The 15,707-nt window shown below is 55.0% G+C and carries 16 protein-coding genes; 7 read left to right on the top strand and 9 right to left on the bottom strand.

The features are described 5' to 3' along the window. Nucleotide 1 precedes the first annotated feature (1 nt). The 3 genes from ACFPMF_RS21920 to ACFPMF_RS21910 all read left to right on the top strand — a co-directional run bounded on the left by ACFPMF_RS21920 (nucleotide 2) and on the right by ACFPMF_RS21910 (nucleotide 1,698). Complete coding sequence (locus ACFPMF_RS21920) at nucleotides 2-529, top strand: DUF4199 domain-containing protein (RefSeq protein ID WP_379849073.1); 528 nt, start codon at nucleotides 2-4, stop codon at nucleotides 527-529. A gap of 91 nt (nucleotides 530-620) precedes the next feature. Beyond that, a complete protein-coding gene (gene gldF / locus ACFPMF_RS21915) occupies nucleotides 621-1,349 on the top strand; it encodes a gliding motility-associated ABC transporter permease subunit GldF (RefSeq protein WP_379849168.1) in 729 nt (242 codons plus the stop codon). Nucleotide 1,350: 1 nt separating this feature from the next. Next, the gene (locus ACFPMF_RS21910; RefSeq protein WP_379849071.1) at nucleotides 1,351-1,698 is read left to right on the top strand and encodes a VanZ family protein; all 348 of its coding nucleotides are present in this window, start codon (nucleotides 1,351-1,353) and stop codon (nucleotides 1,696-1,698) included. 40 nt (nucleotides 1,699-1,738) lie between these two features. Here the strand turns inward: ACFPMF_RS21910 and ACFPMF_RS21905 are convergent, their stop codons facing one another. Beyond that, nucleotides 1,739-2,836: an alkaline phosphatase family protein gene (locus ACFPMF_RS21905; RefSeq protein WP_379849069.1), complete on the bottom strand. Its 1,098-nt coding sequence runs from the start codon at nucleotides 2,834-2,836 to the stop codon at nucleotides 1,739-1,741. A 159-nt stretch (nucleotides 2,837-2,995) separates the two neighbouring features. Here ACFPMF_RS21905 and ACFPMF_RS21900 point away from each other — a divergent pair, with 159 nt between their 5' ends. Next, on the top strand, nucleotides 2,996-4,276 hold the full coding sequence (locus ACFPMF_RS21900; RefSeq protein ID WP_379849067.1) for a Gfo/Idh/MocA family protein: 1,281 nt from the start codon (nucleotides 2,996-2,998) through the stop codon (nucleotides 4,274-4,276). 15 nt (nucleotides 4,277-4,291) lie between these two features. Here the strand turns inward: ACFPMF_RS21900 and ACFPMF_RS21895 are convergent, their stop codons facing one another. The 7 genes from ACFPMF_RS21895 to ACFPMF_RS21865 form a co-directional block, all read right to left on the bottom strand. Beyond that, nucleotides 4,292-5,611: a DUF4270 family protein gene (locus ACFPMF_RS21895; protein ID WP_379849065.1), complete on the bottom strand. Its 1,320-nt coding sequence runs from the start codon at nucleotides 5,609-5,611 to the stop codon at nucleotides 4,292-4,294. Nucleotides 5,612-5,721: 110 nt separating this feature from the next. Then, nucleotides 5,722-6,045 carry a DUF4907 domain-containing protein gene (locus ACFPMF_RS21890; protein ID WP_379849063.1) on the bottom strand — a complete coding sequence of 108 codons (324 nt, stop codon included), beginning with the start codon at nucleotides 6,043-6,045 and terminating at the stop codon, nucleotides 5,722-5,724. A gap of 8 nt (nucleotides 6,046-6,053) precedes the next feature. After that, complete coding sequence (locus ACFPMF_RS21885) at nucleotides 6,054-7,109, bottom strand: Kelch repeat-containing protein (RefSeq protein WP_379849061.1); 1,056 nt, start codon at nucleotides 7,107-7,109, stop codon at nucleotides 6,054-6,056. Between the two features lie 101 nt (nucleotides 7,110-7,210). Then, nucleotides 7,211-8,179 carry a hypothetical protein gene (locus ACFPMF_RS21880; RefSeq protein WP_379849059.1) on the bottom strand — a complete coding sequence of 323 codons (969 nt, stop codon included), beginning with the start codon at nucleotides 8,177-8,179 and terminating at the stop codon, nucleotides 7,211-7,213. A 26-nt stretch (nucleotides 8,180-8,205) separates the two neighbouring features. Next, nucleotides 8,206-9,648 (bottom strand): S41 family peptidase, encoded by a 1,443-nt coding sequence (locus ACFPMF_RS21875; RefSeq protein ID WP_379849057.1) that lies wholly within the window; start codon nucleotides 9,646-9,648, stop codon nucleotides 8,206-8,208. 98 nt (nucleotides 9,649-9,746) lie between these two features. Further along, the gene (locus tag ACFPMF_RS21870; RefSeq protein ID WP_379849055.1) at nucleotides 9,747-10,577 is read right to left on the bottom strand and encodes a PepSY-like domain-containing protein; all 831 of its coding nucleotides are present in this window, start codon (nucleotides 10,575-10,577) and stop codon (nucleotides 9,747-9,749) included. Between the two features lie 66 nt (nucleotides 10,578-10,643). Further along, the gene (locus ACFPMF_RS21865; RefSeq protein WP_379849053.1) at nucleotides 10,644-11,309 is read right to left on the bottom strand and encodes a hypothetical protein; all 666 of its coding nucleotides are present in this window, start codon (nucleotides 11,307-11,309) and stop codon (nucleotides 10,644-10,646) included. A 231-nt stretch (nucleotides 11,310-11,540) separates the two neighbouring features. Here ACFPMF_RS21865 and ACFPMF_RS21860 point away from each other — a divergent pair, with 231 nt between their 5' ends. The 3 genes from ACFPMF_RS21860 (at nucleotide 11,541) to ACFPMF_RS21850 (ending at nucleotide 14,257) form a co-directional block, all read left to right on the top strand. Then, complete coding sequence (locus ACFPMF_RS21860; protein WP_379849051.1) at nucleotides 11,541-12,146, top strand: RNA polymerase sigma factor; 606 nt, start codon at nucleotides 11,541-11,543, stop codon at nucleotides 12,144-12,146. Then, nucleotides 12,136-13,719, top strand: a complete 1,584-nt coding sequence (locus ACFPMF_RS21855) for a chromosomal replication initiator protein DnaA (protein ID WP_379849049.1) — start codon at nucleotides 12,136-12,138, stop codon at nucleotides 13,717-13,719. The genes ACFPMF_RS21860 and ACFPMF_RS21855 overlap by 11 nt, the downstream gene beginning before the upstream one ends. A gap of 118 nt (nucleotides 13,720-13,837) precedes the next feature. After that, complete coding sequence (locus ACFPMF_RS21850; protein ID WP_379849047.1) at nucleotides 13,838-14,257, top strand: DoxX family protein; 420 nt, start codon at nucleotides 13,838-13,840, stop codon at nucleotides 14,255-14,257. Between the two features lie 137 nt (nucleotides 14,258-14,394). On the opposite strand, the gene ACFPMF_RS21845 is transcribed toward ACFPMF_RS21850, so the two are convergent. Next, nucleotides 14,395-15,576 carry an esterase gene (locus tag ACFPMF_RS21845; protein ID WP_379849045.1) on the bottom strand — a complete coding sequence of 394 codons (1,182 nt, stop codon included), beginning with the start codon at nucleotides 15,574-15,576 and terminating at the stop codon, nucleotides 14,395-14,397. Between the last annotated feature and the right edge of the window lie 131 nt (nucleotides 15,577-15,707).

The following is a 15,707-nucleotide window of genomic DNA, read 5'->3' as shown; positions in this document are numbered from 1 at the left end:
CATGGAAGAAAAACCGTCGCTTGCCCGTGTCGCCCTGAAATGGGGTCTGATATCCGGTGTTATTTTTATGGTTTACACCACCATTATCAATGTAGCCGGTTTGTTTACCAACCAGTCCATGCAATGGATCAGCCTGGTGATTGCCATTGCGGTAGCCATTATGGCCATGCGGGACTATCGTGCGTTGAACGGCGGTTTTATGAGTTACGGCGAGGGCGTTGGGTTGGGAACCCTGTTATCGGTGATTTCGGGTCTGGTGTCGATTACCTACAGCCTGATTTACACCAACTTCATTGATACAACCATTCGCCAGCAAATGCTGGACAACGCCCGTGAACAACTGGAAAGCCGGGGTATGTCCGACGAGCAGATCGACCAGGCCATGCAGTTTACCGAGAAGTTGCAGAGTCCCGGATTGCAGTTTATGGTGGGAGTCCTGTTTTCCGCTATTTTCGGTGTGCTGATTGCCCTGGTTGTGGCGGCTTTCCTGCGCCGGAACAAACCGACGTTCCCGGATTTTCAAAACTGAGTTTTCGCTCAAGTGAGGCAAAACCTACGAATGGACAGGGCCGGATCGGTATTATCTTTTTCTCTTGTCTAACCGCTTGCACTGAATGGCGATGTTCCCGGTTTTTCGGAAAGAAATCAACGGTTTTTTTAGCTCACCGGTTGCGTACGTCATCATGGCGGTTTTTCTGACTGCCGTGGGCCTGATGGTGTGGGTTTTTCCGGATACCAGTCTGCTGGAATACGGCTATGCCGATCTGGGTGTTTTCTTTTCGCTGGCTCCCTACGTCATGCTTTTTCTGGTCCCGGCCATCACCATGCGTTCCATTGCGGAAGAGGTGCGGGCGGGCACCATCGAATGGCTGCTGACCAAACCGCTGACACGCTGGCAGTTGGTGGTGGCAAAATTTTTGGCCAACTGGCTGCTGGTGGTCCTGTTATTGCTACCGACCCTCGTGTATTATTATACAATTTATCAATTGGGAAATCCGGTTGGGAACGTGGATTCCGCTTCGGTCTTTGGTTCGTATGTGGGGTTGGTGCTGCTGGGCGGGGTATTTGTCGCCGTCGGTCTGTTCGCTTCTTCCATCAATGAAAACCAGGTGGTAGCGTTTGTGGTCGGCGTGTTTTTGTGTTTTTTATTATACGTGGGCATCAGTTCGCTGGCGAGTCTGGCGTTTTGGGGAACGCTGGCTTATCCGTTGACCTGGCTTGCCCTCGATGAGCAATACCAGGCTCTGGGGCGCGGCCTGATCGACTCCCGGAACGTCCTGTATCTAATGAGTGTCATTACCGTATTCTTGTTTTTGACCGAGTGGCGTATGACGGCCCTCACCCGCTGATATGCGACTGAAACAACTCATCAAGTGGGCCGCGATTGGGTGGACAATCGCTATTTTTATCGGTTGTGCCTGGCCCAGCGATTACCTGTCTCCGGAGATGACCACCAACGATAAATTCATTCATGTCGGCATTTTCGGCCTTTGGGGATTGCTTTGGGGAACAGTTTCCAAGTCTCCGATCCGGATTTTTGTCATTGGGGTTCTCTACGGTTTTCTGATCGAAATCTACCAGTTGGTGATGCCCATCAACCGCAGCTTCGAATGGCTGGATCTCGCAGCGGACTCGGTTGGCATTGCCCTCGGGCTGGTGGTCAGCGTCGCGCTGATGCGCCGGATTATCCAGGGGTAACTTCCTGCCTGCTCCTTCTGCGACCGAATCGGCTTATCATTTAGTACGGTTTTAGAACCGTCGTCACGGGCGGGCCAACCGGGTGCTCGCATTTAAAATCTTCGCCTAACAACCGCGCCAGCGTAGCCGCCAGCTGATTCTGGAATAAAACCGGGCCACCCGTCTGTTCGCCGGTGGGTGGGGTGTCGGGGCCGATGAAGGCAAACCACATCTGGTACGAATCCGGCGTTTTGGTGCCGTGCCCTTTCCAGGTTGCTTTCGGGGTATGTCCGCGCCCGTGGTCGGTGGTCACGATCAGGGTGGTTTTCCCGGCATACTGCGGAATCTGCTGAAGGGTTTTCCACAGATCGGCCAGGAAAGCATCCACCGTGTTCACCATGCGCAAATCGTCGGCATACCGGCCGGCATGGGCCAGGCCGTCGGTTTCGTCGAACTGCATGAACAGCACGCGGGGGCGGTTTTGCAGCAGATAATTCTTCGCGGCATAATACGTCAGAAAATCGCTGCGGACGGTTTTGTCCCAGACCTGCGGGGGAATGGTACTCATCATGCTGTTGAGCAGCGAGTCGGTGGCGGTTTTGGGGTTGGTAATTCGTTCATTGCCCGAACTGGCATAAATGCCGGTTTTCGTCTCATTCACGGCGGCTTCAATAACATCCCAGGACGAAAATGCGGCAATCCGGCCTTTATAAGCCGGTTTGTTATGCAGAAATTCGAGCACAGTCGTATTCGGATTATCAATCTTGTCGTTCGATTTGATGCGTTCATCGGCATACCCCGACAGAATTTCGTTGTAGCCCGGGTAACTGAACCAGAACGGGTTGGAGGTGTTTACCTTGCTGCCTTTCAGTCGGTTGCCGTAGAGTTGGCCTTCTTTGGAAACCGTATTCCAGAGAAAGGGAAACAACTGTTTGCGCCGTTCCTGGGGGGTGGCGGCCCAGAAAAATTTGCGGGCTGTGGCCGTATCGGGCGAGTAGGCCGGGTCGAAGAGCAGCGTGGAATCGGCGCCGGTGAAAACCTCCTGCCAGCGAACCCCGTCGAGTGTGACCAGAATGACATTCTGCGTTTGCTGGGCGTTGACGGGTGCAAGCGAAGATAGCAGGAAAATCAGGGAGACGGTTAGTAACAGTCGGTTCATAAAATTGAGGAAGGTCTGAATCGGAACGGATGAATGGGTAAAATAACGAAAAGTCGCCGGACTCTGTGATTCCCGGTTGGTTAATTTTTTGTAAAGAGTTTAATGAGCAGAATTTGATTTATTTGTACCTTAAATCTGCATTTCTGACCCTTTTACCGTATGAATCACCTACTTAACCGCCGTGAATTTTTAAAACAAAGCAGCGCGGGCGCCCTTGGTCTGACGCTGTTGCCGAATCTCCGGAAAGTGGCACCGAGCGACCGCTTGCGAATTGCCCACATCGGCCTGGGCGGCATGGGCAACAACCACATGGGCTGGTTTGCCAAACTACCCGAAGTCGAGATTGTGGCTCTCTGCGATCTGGATCAGGACCACCTGAACAGCAGCCTGAAACGCTTGTCGGACCTGAATCCGGGGACGAAATCCCAGGGATACAGCGATTTCCGGCATATTCTGGACCGGAAAGACATCGATGCCGTAACCGTGGCTACGCCCGATCACTGGCACGCGCAGGTGGCGATTCTGGCCTTTCAGGCCGGAAAAGACGTGTACGGCGAAAAACCGCTGTCGTTCGATGTGCGCGAAGGGCAAAAAATGCTGAAGCAACTGAACCGCCATAAGCGGGTATTTCAACTCGGTACGCAGATTCATGCCGGGGATAATTATCACCGCGTCGTGGAATTGATTCGGGGTGGGGCCATCGGCAAGGTGCATACCGTGCGGTTGTGGAAAACCGGGTTGCCGCCCGATCTGGGACCGGCCAACTACCAGACGCCACCCGCTACCCTGAACTGGGACATGTGGCTGGGGCCCGCGCCGTATTCGCTGTATACGCCCCAGCGCTGCCATTTTACGTACCGCTATTTTCTGGATTATTCGGGGGGCGTCTTTCAGGATTTCTGGAGCCACATTGCCGACATTGTCTGGTGGTCAATCAGTCCGAAAAACCTGAAAAGCGTCAGTGCGACCGGGGAAGCGCCGGACGGAATCGCCGACGCTCCCAAGTCGATCAGCATTGATTACGAATTCGAAGGCCTGAAACTTCACTGGACCTCCGTACCGCCGGACGTGCCGGGCGCGGCCAATCGGGGCATTGGGGCTTATTTTGAGGGCGATAAAGGCACCTTACTCTGCGATTACAACTCCCGCGAAATCACCGTTAACGGTGTGGTGATGACCGATGTTCCAGAAATAGCCAAGAGTATTCAGCGGTCGCCGGGTCACCAGCAGAATTTTGTGGATGCCGTCAAGGCCCGCACCCAGCCGGAGTCCAACCTCGAATACGCCCGGCAGATGACGATGCCCATGCACCTCGGCCTGATCTCATACCGGCTGGGCCGGAAGCTGGAATGGAATCCGCGCAAGGAAAAATTTGTCCACGATCGGGAGGCCAACGGCTACCTCTCGCGCGAGTACCGCAGCAAGTGGGATCTGACGTAATCTGGTCAATTGCTGTCAATTCGCGTCCGAGGTTACATACAGTTTCAGCTTGATCCGGTCGGTGGTGTGGTGCCGGTTTCCGAACGCGACCCGCTGCAACATGGTTTTCATCGTGATCTGGCCCGACGGAATCCGGAGCAATATCGGCCGGGCAACCGCTTCCCCGCGCATGATCTGGTTGATGTACTGCGTAATGTTGAACACATAAGCGTCCTGCAACTCGAGTTCGTTGGGCAGGTACTGGTAACTGGCGACGGCCGATATCTCCCCGTTGGCCAAACCCGGAACCGCCGTCAGCGTTTCGTTCTGGGCGTTGGTAAAATAAAGGCCGAGTTGAGCCGGTGGGGGAGCATTATCGCGCAGATTCCGGCGGATCGGTTCGATGACCAGTTCAGCCCGGTTGAGACCGAGAAATCCGGTCGGTTTAATGAATTCGCTCAGCGACGGAATTTCCAGGCGGGTGTATAAAAAAGCACCCGGAACCAGGAAGGCCGAATTCCCGGTCGTGTGACTGGGAATGACATCCGACGCCCGTTGCAGCGCCTGCAAGGGCGTGCCGCTGCGGTTGTTGGCCAGTTGCGTAAACTGTCCGGCCTGGAACGGGAAAATCAGGTTGTGGGCAGTCTGGTTGAGGTCGTTCTGGCGGTAGTACAGCCGGATTCCCGAAGTGGCCGAAGTCAGGTTCAGCGCCAGAAAAACATTGTTCGCGGGGGCACTCACAAAGGCAAACCCTTTCCAGAACGCCGACATGGTTTCGGCGCTGTTGATGTCCCGGCTGATCAGTTTATCGTAGAACGTTCGGGCCAGCGCGTCGGGAATCCGTATCCGAATTTGCCGGGTGACATCTTTGAATTGCGGCAGGAACGTTTTCTGAATCAGTGGCTGCGTGTTGTACGGAACAGATTGCGTATTGTAATGCACCGCCCCAACCTCAAGCGGTTTCTGGAGCTGATGAATCTGGAGGGAAACCGGGTTCAGCGTGTCACCAATTGAGTACGCGTAGTCCATTTCCAGCACCAGCGAGTCGAAACGAATGCCTTTCTGATCGGGTAAATCGTTCGTCGCATACGATAACGAGCCAAAACCGCGGGCCTGCATCAGGCCGGTTAGCGGATCCGTCCAGCGCCCCACCAGGACCGTGCTGTCGGAAGAAGTGATGAACGAGTCGGGAACCATCACGGTCGAGAGGTTGACGGTAACCGTATCGATGTATTGAATCTGCATTTCGTCGGGTCTGATCAGGTCCTGCCCCACGTCCAGGTCGCCCGAGGTACAGGCAGCCAACACGAGAAAAACCGCCAGCACCGGGAGTGTTAAGCGCAAAAAGGGTTGCATAGAGGAAAGAATTTGACGGGGACGGTTTACGGTTTTCAGTATTCGGTTTACGGCGGCTGACGACTTTCAACCCAACACCGAATCCCGAAAACCGTAAACCGTCCCCCGATTTATTGAATCGGCACCCCAAGCTGGTTCAGTTCAGCTGGCGTGAGCGTGGGCGGAAACTGGCCCAGTTTCAGTTTGGAAACGACCCGCTCACCCACGCGCCGGGCCAGCGCTTCGCTGACAAAACCGCGCTGGCCGGATTGCCCCGGTACGGTGGGCTGGTCGATCACGGGTTTTCCGTTCAGCACAATCCGATACCCCCAGCCGGTCGGGGAGTTCAGGGTCCGAAGTTCATACTGCGGTTTGGGCCGAAACAGGCTGTAGACGGTTATGGCGGTCAGCCCCAGCAGCAGAAGGGCAAACGATTGCAACGGTCTGCGTTTCATGGCGTCGGTTAGTTGGTGGAGGTGTCCTGCTCGACGTTCGGATCATATTCCCACAGGTCGTCGAAACGGCCCGAGCCATTGCTGCCCGTGGTTACATAGCCTTTTCCGTTGATGGCAAAACCGAACGCATATTGCCGGGCGGTTCCTTCAAACGTGCCCTGCTCATACCAGTCGTCGGTGGCTGGGTCGTACACCCAAACCGTCGTGCTGCCGTCGCCGAGCGTCACATAGCCCTTGTTGCCGATTGAAAAACCGATTCCGTAGCTGCGTTGCACCAGCTCGTCGCTTTCAAAATCCCCTTTTTCGATCCAGGTATCATTGGCCGCATCGTAGGCCCACCAGTCTTTTTCCGCCGAGCCGTTGTTGTTGCCGGTGCCAACGTAGGCCAGCCCATCGATCACGAACGAGATCGCCCCCAGGCGTTTAGCGCCCCCGTAGCTGGCGGTTTTGGTCCATTCGTCCTTGGCCGGATCGTAGGCCCAGAAATCTTTCAGGTAATTACCGTCAAAACCGGTGCCGACAAATCCTTTGTTGCCGACCGAAAAGGCCACCGCGTTGCGCCGGGCGGTTCCGCCGAAGTCGGCCACGCGTTTCCAGGAATTAGTCGTGGGCGTATACTCCCAGAAATCTTTCAGCCGGTCGCTGTTGGTGTTCAGACCCGTTCCCAGATAGCCTTTGGAACCGATGCCAAACCCGACGGCAGCATTCCGGGCTTCACCCCCAAAATCGGCCCGTTGGGTCCAGGTGTTGCGGGCCGGGTCGTACGACCAGAAGTCTTTCAGCCGGTTGTTATCGGAATCGGTGCCCGTACCCATATAGGCTACATTGTTCAGCACAAAACCGGCTACGGCGTTGCGGGCAACCCCTTCAAAATCGGACCGACGCTTCCAGTCACCGAGGACGGCCACGGATTCTTCGCTGCTGCAACTGCTCAGTATGGCCCCCCACAGGCTCCAGACCAGGGCGTAACCCAGTAGCGTGAGCGTTGCAGAACGGCGGTTTTTAAAGAAACTGGTTACCCGTGTGGATGCCGGAATCGGCAGGCGTTCAACTAAACTTTTCATAAAAAAAGGGGAAAGTGATTAAACAGAAAAACCCGGTGCTGCATGGACACCGGTTTGAAAAAAGGGATAAAGAGGTTCGCGTTTGAACTAAAGGCATTGATTTAAAGTCCGTTTCGTCGTTTCCCGGTCGCCGGTTCTGGCCGGTTACCGCGCAGGTTAAAAATGCCGGGCATTTTTCGCAGGTCATAGCGGAGCGCGTAGGCATACCGTACCGATAGGCCCACGCTCCAGCCGCTGCCGTCGCTCCGAAGAACGGCGGGCTGCGACGCTCCGCTATTGACGGTATACAACAGGTTGGTTGTTAGTGAAGGGCCGATGCCCCAGTATTTTCGGGCAAACAGGCTTAGATCGGCATGACCGCCGAGTTTGATGGTATACTCCGCCGTGGCTTCGGCCATTCCGCTCAGGTGCGAACTCTGGCGGGTTACCCCGAAAATCTGGAGGGTATCGATCAGAATCTGACTGGTTCGCCGACCCAGGCCACCACCCGAGCCGCGATAGCTATACCCTTCGACTAAAAAGCTGCTTACCTGCTTCCCGTTGTTGGGAACCAGCCAGGCACCGGCCCCGAGCCAGAAACCGGCGTTGCCGGTTCGCCTGCCAAACCGCATCAGGTATTTTCCCCGCGCCACCAAACCGGTTTTGTTGTTCCCGAACCGCAAATCCAGCGCATTGATCCCACTGCCGACCACCAGCGTGTTGTGGATGGGGGAGCGGGCCAAACCACCTTCGAAGGCCCAGCGTTCGTTACTGACCCACCCGACGAGGGCGCTCCAGCCGGTTTTGGTGGTGGCTTTCGTGCTGATCAATCCATCAAACGTTTCATCCAGCTGTCCTTGGTCCGACCGGAAAAAACCGTCGAGGCTGAGGTACCAACGATCCCGGATATACGCTTCACCGTACCGGGCAAGCAGTTGCGTCAACTCGGTTCGGCGGCTGTGGGCCGACCGCCCTTCCGGGCTTCGCTCTTCGGCGGTTTCCCCCGTCGGGCGGTAATAGTCCGCCATTCCCTGCGCAATAGCCGGGGAAGCCAGGATCATGAGCCAGAACGTGTTCAGCGCGGTTTTCATGGAAAAGGACCTGCTTGGTGGTTTTGTTAGAACTTGCTCGGTTTAAAGGTTGACAGCGTTTTAATCATCCGGCCGCCATTGGCTCTGTGCTGGATCGACGACCCCAGGGCGGGCAGCCTGTTGGGTTCGGCCACGGCGCGCCGGGCAAGCCGGTTGCCCGTAATCTGGTAAAGGGCTTCGTTGAGCAGGGCTTCCTGAACATCGCCGAGCGGTTGCAGGTTGATCGGTTCCTCCACCTCGACGTTGGGCGCAAAACCGCCCGAGTAATCGGACTGGCCCAGGCTGTTAAAAGATTTGAAAACAATCGGCTGCATACCCCACTTGATCTTGCCTGAATCATCAACAATCGTGATAGACCCCACATTCTTGCCATGGGTTGTAGTGCCGATGGTCGTTACGGTCATGTACGGACGCAGGCCGTTGATAATCAGTTCGCTGGACGAAGCGGTTCCGTCGGTGGTCAGCACAAAGACCCGCTGGAGGTTGCTGCCGATGTTCTGCGATTTGTTCAGAAACCGCTGGACGAAAAATTCGTCGCCGTATTGCTGTTTGAGGTAGGGCGTCAGGGTCGAGTTCCATTCTTCCCGAAAATAAATCTTGCTGTTGTCGATGCCTTTGCCCATCAGGCTGGCCAGATTGGCCGACGAAGACGTGTAGCCGCCCGGATTGTAGCGCAGATCCAGCACCAGCTCGTTGACGCCTTTCGCTTTGAACTGGCCGAAAATGGCATCCACCTGATCGTCGTATTCCGAACCGTTGCTGTTGTTGGGCGCCGGAACAAATTGGTTGTAAACCAGGTAGCCAACGGTTTTGCTGCCAACCGTATAAATCGAATCCAGGAAAACCGGGTTGGCCTGGAGAACCGTTGCTGTCACGGCGCGGGTTAGGTCGGTATCGACAATCGCACCGTTCTGCACCGTGGCCAGCCCAAACGAATAGTTTGTTTGGCCCGAATACAGCAGCGAAGCGTAGTTGCTGGTCGTGATGCCTTGTCCGTTTACCTGGCTGATGATGTCGCCCCGTTTGAAACCGGCTTTTTCGGCCGGTGAATTGGGCAGTACGTAGAGCACCTGGGCGATTACACTGGTCGAACCCTGCGCCCGCAGGTAGAGCATGAATTCCATGCCGGTCGTTTTCGATTCACCACTCAGCGAAGCCGACAGTTCATCGGCATTTTCTTCGATCCACGAAAACCGGTCGCCGTCGGGGCGCGATGTCGCGTCGTAGGAATACAGAATAGAGTCAAAGAAGTCGGAGGGGGCCAGCGTTACAGCCGGGTTGGTGGGGATTTTATCATTCCAATAATAATAGTCCCGCATGTTTTCCAGAATCCAGTTGTTAATGGTCTGGTTCTCCGATGATTTTGTGGCTGGGTCCACCATGTCGGTGTCCTTTTTGCAGGACGACAGCAGCCAGACCGACAGCAGTGCCAGGCTCAACCAGGCTGGTTTATGCAGTTTGGGTATCATAGAAGTATTCAGGTTGTATTCGGTAAACTCTCCTTCTCATCACCTCAAATCTTTCCCGGCCGGTGTCACCGTTTAACCGGGAAAGCATCCATACCCGCTTAGCGCCGTGGCTTCAGCACCTGTTTGAAGGTTCCATCGGCGGCAAAGAGCAGCGCAACCGGTTTTCCATCCCCGGTTTTGATCATGACGATGACCTCACCCTCTGCATTTTTAGCGGCATCCTTAACGGATGATCCGGGGTAATGGATTGATATGTAGTTGGTTATGGTGGTAGGTAGTGTTGCTGTCGCCACCTGGGTAAACCGGCCGTGGGGCGGTTTCGATACTTCTTTGATAAAGCTTCCGTCGGTATTGAACAGCAGGGTTTTGGGCTGTTCGTTCAGGACAATCATCACCAGATACCCACGAATACTGTCTTTGGCTGCGGTTTTCAGTTCGGCTCCGGCGTAGTTGGCCGTGATGTAACCGGTGATGGCCGACGGCAGGTCGGTGACCGCGATTTGCTCCAGGTTCCCTTTCGGCCCGCGACCTGGTCCTTTACCGCGCGGACCACCGGGTTTGCCGTCTCGGTCTTTGGGGGCCAGTTCTTCGTTGAAACTTCCGTCGGCGTTGAACAACAGGGTTTTATGGTCGTTGTTCTGGATGATGGCGACCAGGAAGTTGCCCGTATCGTCCTTGGCTGCGTACTCGATGGTAGCCCCGCTGTAGTTCGTTGAGATATAACCGGTGATGGGTGACGGCAGGTCCGTGGTGGCTATTTTGGTTACTTTCTTTCGGCAAAAAAAACCGGAACTGTCGGAGGCCAGGCGGGCGGTGCTGGTGGCTGAGAGGTCCGAATCGTTGTTCGGGGAAACCGGCTGTTGGCTCGGATTGCACCCGTACAGACCTGCCAGGAGCGCGGTGAAGGCAATGAAAAGGGATTTTCTCATGATATTTTACAGGTTAATACTTGGTTGGTAATGCTTACGTTACGATGATGAGAATGTGTCAGGGAATCAGGAATCCTGTTTCAGGGAACCGGTGGTAATGCTGGGTTCGGTTCGGTAAAAGTCGTAGAGCCGCCGGCCGATGAGTTCATGGCTGATGGCATTCAATCGTTCACGGTCGCCGGGAATGAAATATTCTTCGCCGGAGTCAATCAGCGCCTGCACATCAAAGACCCGGAAGCCCCAGTGACGGCCTTCGTTTTTAATCAATTTGCTGCCTTTTCGGCGCAGCCAGCCACTGACCGGTTCGCGGTGGGGGAAAGGCGTCAGCAGAATGACCCGCTGGCGGTGGTACCGCAGGGTTTTGAACATCAGCAACAGATTTTTCCGCACTTCCCGCAACGGACGAATACCCCGCAGCCACGACAGGAGGTTTAGTTTTGCAACCGTCAGGTATTCAGTTAGTTGTTTGCTCCGTGTAGGGTGGAGGGCTAACCGGCTATCACGCAGGTGGCGGTTGGCAATTTGCAGGATAATCAGATCGTACCGGCGGAGCGGAACCCGATGCAGCACTTCGGAGATGGTAGCGAGGGCCATTGGCGCGAAATACGTTATCACCACTTCCTGTCCGCTGCGTTCGATCTGCTGAACAAACTGATCAATATAACTTTGCCGGGAGGTAAGTCCCGCGTCGTAATGGAGATGATCCGCAATGACCAACAAATGCATTTTCATTGCCTGTACAATTTCTGGTTCGGGTCGGGAAAGCGGCTTTGTGTTGTCCCACCCGGCTTTCCAACGATACACTTGCCATGACGCCCCGGCAACAGGCAGTGTTGCAGTGTTTATCGAAAAAAAAAGCAGAAATTAAAATGTTGAAAAAAACAGCGGGCCACTGCAACAGGGGGTACGGCTTTGGCGTATAGGATACGTATGAGTGAATCATTTACCTAAATCGTTACGGCCTTGTTTTTTCGAAAGCGCCCTTCCTTCGCGGAAAACGATCTTGATAGCGTCATTGCAGCCTGTCGCAATCATGATGCCCAGGCCCAGCGCGTTTTGTTTAAAAAATTTTACAGTTACGCGAAAAGCATTTGCCTGCGGTACTCCGCAACGGTAGAGGAAGCGGAAGAGGTCTTGAACGAGAGTTTTCTGAAGGTATTCCAACGGTTACATCAGTACAATACTTCGCATCCGTTCAAGGCCTGGTTGCGGTCGATTCTGATCAATACGGCCATCAGCTATTACCGCAAATACCACAAACTAGACTTGAATGGGCTGGAGACGGGTCAGGATGTGCCGTTCGAAGACGATGTGATCGACCGGATTTCGGCCGACGAAATTCTGGCGCTGGTGCAGCAGCTACCCCCCGCTTATCGGACGGTTTTTTCGATGCATGTCGTTGATGGCTACAGCCTTCGGGAGATTGCCGAGGTGTTGCAAAGCAACGAAGCCACCATTCGTTCGCATTTTTTACGGTCGCGGCAGCGCCTGCAGCAGGCTATCCGGTCTGCCTATCCCCATCTCTTTCCATCCGATCCTGCGATTCCTGTTCGTTACTATGAAAACTGATAAATTTGAGGAATCTATACGAAAAAAGCTGGAGGGCATAGACCCTCCGTTCCGGGAAACCCATTGGGTACACCTCCGGTCGGTTTTGCGTCGCAACGGCGTTCCTTCGATTGGCTCCACGGCCCTGCCGTGGGCCGTGCCCATGCTGAGTGCGGCTTCGGTGGCCGGTTTGCTGATCCTGACTGTCTGGCAATACCGGACCAACCAGCAGTTGGAAAAAACCGTCGCAACGCTGAAAGATTCGGTGACGATTCTGCAACAGGCCCCGGTGACGGCAGCGCCTAAACCCGATACCGTGTACATTACGCGCGAACTAGAAGGGCCCCGGTTGATTCCCGTGACTCCCGACTCGCGTTCCGAAAACCGGGGGACCGACGAGCAAACCGGTCTGTCGGCATTGGATTCTGCCGAACCGGCTTTGCCGGGCCGCCCGGCTGACCCCGAATCAACGCCCTGGCAGAAACCGGATAACCGGGTGTTTCCGGAGCGTTCGGGCACGCCGGAACGGCTGACCGAATCGACCCGCGAAAACCGGCTGAACGAAACCGAGTCGTCGGTGGCTGGGCGCGAGCGGACCGAACGAAACGCCGAATCGTCACAAACCGGCCAAATGACCGGCTCGAAAGCAACCGGCGAACGCTGGAACCGGCGGGATGACCAGCGGTATTCGGGTCGGCAAAAACCGGACGGATTCGAGGCCGCCCGGCCGGTGTCGGGCGCGAACCGTCTGCCGGATCAGACCGCCTTATCCGGGAATTTTGGGGCGCGAACGGAATCCGCAGGCCCACAATCGCTTTCGTGGGGACCGGTGATGAGTCGCCAATTGCTGAATCGAGCGCTGGCGTTCGATTCGAGTTATTACGTCGAAAATTACCAGCGTCGAATCCGCCGGATTCGCCCGTTGTACACGCCAGCGGCCCCCGCGTCGCCCGTTGCCAAACCGCAACAGTCTGATATTGAGGAGCCGGCGCCCATGCTCCGGTTCCGGTTGGGTGCGGGGGGCGAAATTGCGGGCAACCAATCCGGTTTTGGAATCGCGGGGGAACTACTGATCGGGAAACACCTGGTGGCAAGTGTCGGTCTGAGCCGGCTGAAATTGCAGGGCGATGAGTTCTTCAGCGATTTTCAGTATTTTCAGAAACGGAACAGCGATTTCCGGAATGATTTCCCCGGAAAGGTCCCGGCTGACCCGAAAATTGAGGTCTATAACATCAGCCAGAAGGCGCAAACGTGGCAATTACCGATTACCCTCGGCTACCGTCTGCCCATCGGGAATGATGTCACCGTTCTTCCTTCTGCCGGGCTTAGTTTCAGCATGAGTACGCTGGAGAAAATCACGTTTACCCGGCGGAGAGGCCCTACGGTGCTGGACGGTTTCTACGAAGCGGGCTTTGAGCGGAAGTGCGAGCCCAGTCTGTATAATAGTTGGTTGATGAGCCTGGGCGTGGAGAAAAAGGCGGGTAACTGGGCCTTGCAACTGATGCCGTACCTGTCCAACCCGGTGAAGCAATCGCGCAATAGCCTGAACCAGACGACCGCCGGTTTCCGGGCGCGGATCATGTATGAGTTTTAGCAATGAGAGTCAGGTTTTTAAGCGAGTACAATAGGGGTTTGCGTCTCACCGTTTTTGGCTGATTCCCATAACAAGAACCATCGAATGGCGGTTTATGGGTAAACTATCCAACCATTCTATGAGACCACTCTTTGGAACCAAGGCTAGCCCATCGACTGTCCATGTCGTTTTACTGTTGCTGCGGGTGGCGGTTTCGGCCATTATGCTGACGCATGGCTGGCCCAAATTCATTAAAGTATTGACCGGGGATTTTACCTTCGGGGACCCCATCGGTATAGGCAGTGCCCCGTCACTTATTCTGTCCATGCTGGCCGAATTCGGGTGTTCGATTCTGCTGATCCTCGGTTTTCAGACGCGGGCAGCCGCTAGTGTGTTGATGATCAATATGCTGGTGGTGGCTCTGTTTGCCCACGGGGCCGATTCTTTCGGGAAGAAGGAAATGCCGTTGCTGTTTTTTCTGATTTATACCACTATCTTTTTTGTGGGACCGGGCAAGCACTCGGTGGATGGACGGAGCCACAAAACCTGGCCTGGCTGATTCCTTTTTGGGATAAAACCGTTGTGTTACGGTCTCGTACCAGGGAAAGAAAGCCATTCCAAACTACCCCTGACAACATTTTGCCAGGGGTAGTTTGGGAGCGTTTTAAACCATTGGATGGCTCTCCAGCCAGATTCTCAGTGGTTGCGCCACAGATTGGGCAGAAGCCGGTAGTAGAGCAGATGCCGCCAGGTCCCCCAGTCGTGAGCGCCGTCACCACCGACGTAATAATCGTGCTTGATCTTGTGTTTTTGCAGGGCTTCTTGGAGTGCAACCGCCCGTTGGCCGATCGTCGCTACTTCGCCGGTTCCCTGTCCAACAAGCAGATAATCAATCTTTTTGTTGACAGCCGGATCGTTCAGGAATTTTGCGCTCGATTGCTCCGTATTGACATCGCCCGAACTCAGGCAACCGAACGAACTGAACAAATCCAGGCAATTAAAACCGACGAACTGGGTATGCCGTCCGCCCATCGACAAACCGGCCAGCGCGCGTCCTTTCGGTCGGGTAATTGTGCCATAGTGCTGATCGACAAACGGAACGATCTGTCTGCGCAATTCTTCTTCGAACAGTTTGAAGGTCAGTTCCGTATGCCGGGGATCGCTGCGGTGAACGACCTGGTTGTTGGGCATGACAATAAGCATCGGAACGGCTTTGCCCTCGGCAATCAGATTGTCCGCGATAAAGTTGGCGCGCCCATCCAGTGCCCAGGTTGATGCCAGTTCGCCACTGCCTCCCAACAGGTATAAAACCGGGTATTTTTTCTTCGGATTGTAACCGGGTGGCGTGTAAACATACAGTTCACGTTCGCCGTTCAGAACCTCCGAATGGTATACATGCCGGGTGACGGCTCCGTGCGGCACCGGACGCGCATCGTAGTACGCCGGGCCGTCGCCGTGGACCACCAGTTGGCTGTAACCCGGTTGGTCTGAAAAACCGGTCAGCGTGTTGTTGGGATCGACCACGGTGACGCCGTCGACGATGAGCCGGTAGACGTACATATCCGGTTTTACGGGGCCAACCGTTAAAGTCCAGAGCGTGTCGTTGCTTTTTTTGAACGGAATCGGTTTATTGGCCTTCAGGGCGAGCAGTATCGGGCCGCCCGTCAGCAGCACTTCCTGCGCCTGGGGGGCTTTCAACCGGAACGTCACCAGGTGATCGTCGGTCACTTCGGGCGAAATAACATTGGCCCCGAACGGGTGGAGGTTCTGGGTATTCTTGAGCGGATTCCAGTCCAGATTGACATGAGCCTGTTGTGCCCGGGTGCTGAAGGCGAAGGCCAGCCATAGGAGCGGCAGGGAAAATAGTTTTTTCATCATAGGTGTAAATCCATCCGCGACCTTGATCGCATGGGAATAAATGTTCATTTTTAGTCAAAAACCGCCGGAAATCGCATCATAGTCGCTTTCCCGGCTGGTCTGATAAAAATAAATATCGAATATGTAATTAG

Origin of the sequence: Larkinella bovis, from assembly GCF_042655385.1 — a bacterium.
Classification (GTDB): Bacteria; Bacteroidota; Bacteroidia; order Cytophagales; family Spirosomataceae; genus Larkinella; species Larkinella bovis.
Note: the sequence above shows the minus strand (reverse complement) of the source record. Positions and strands in the feature narration are given on the sequence as shown.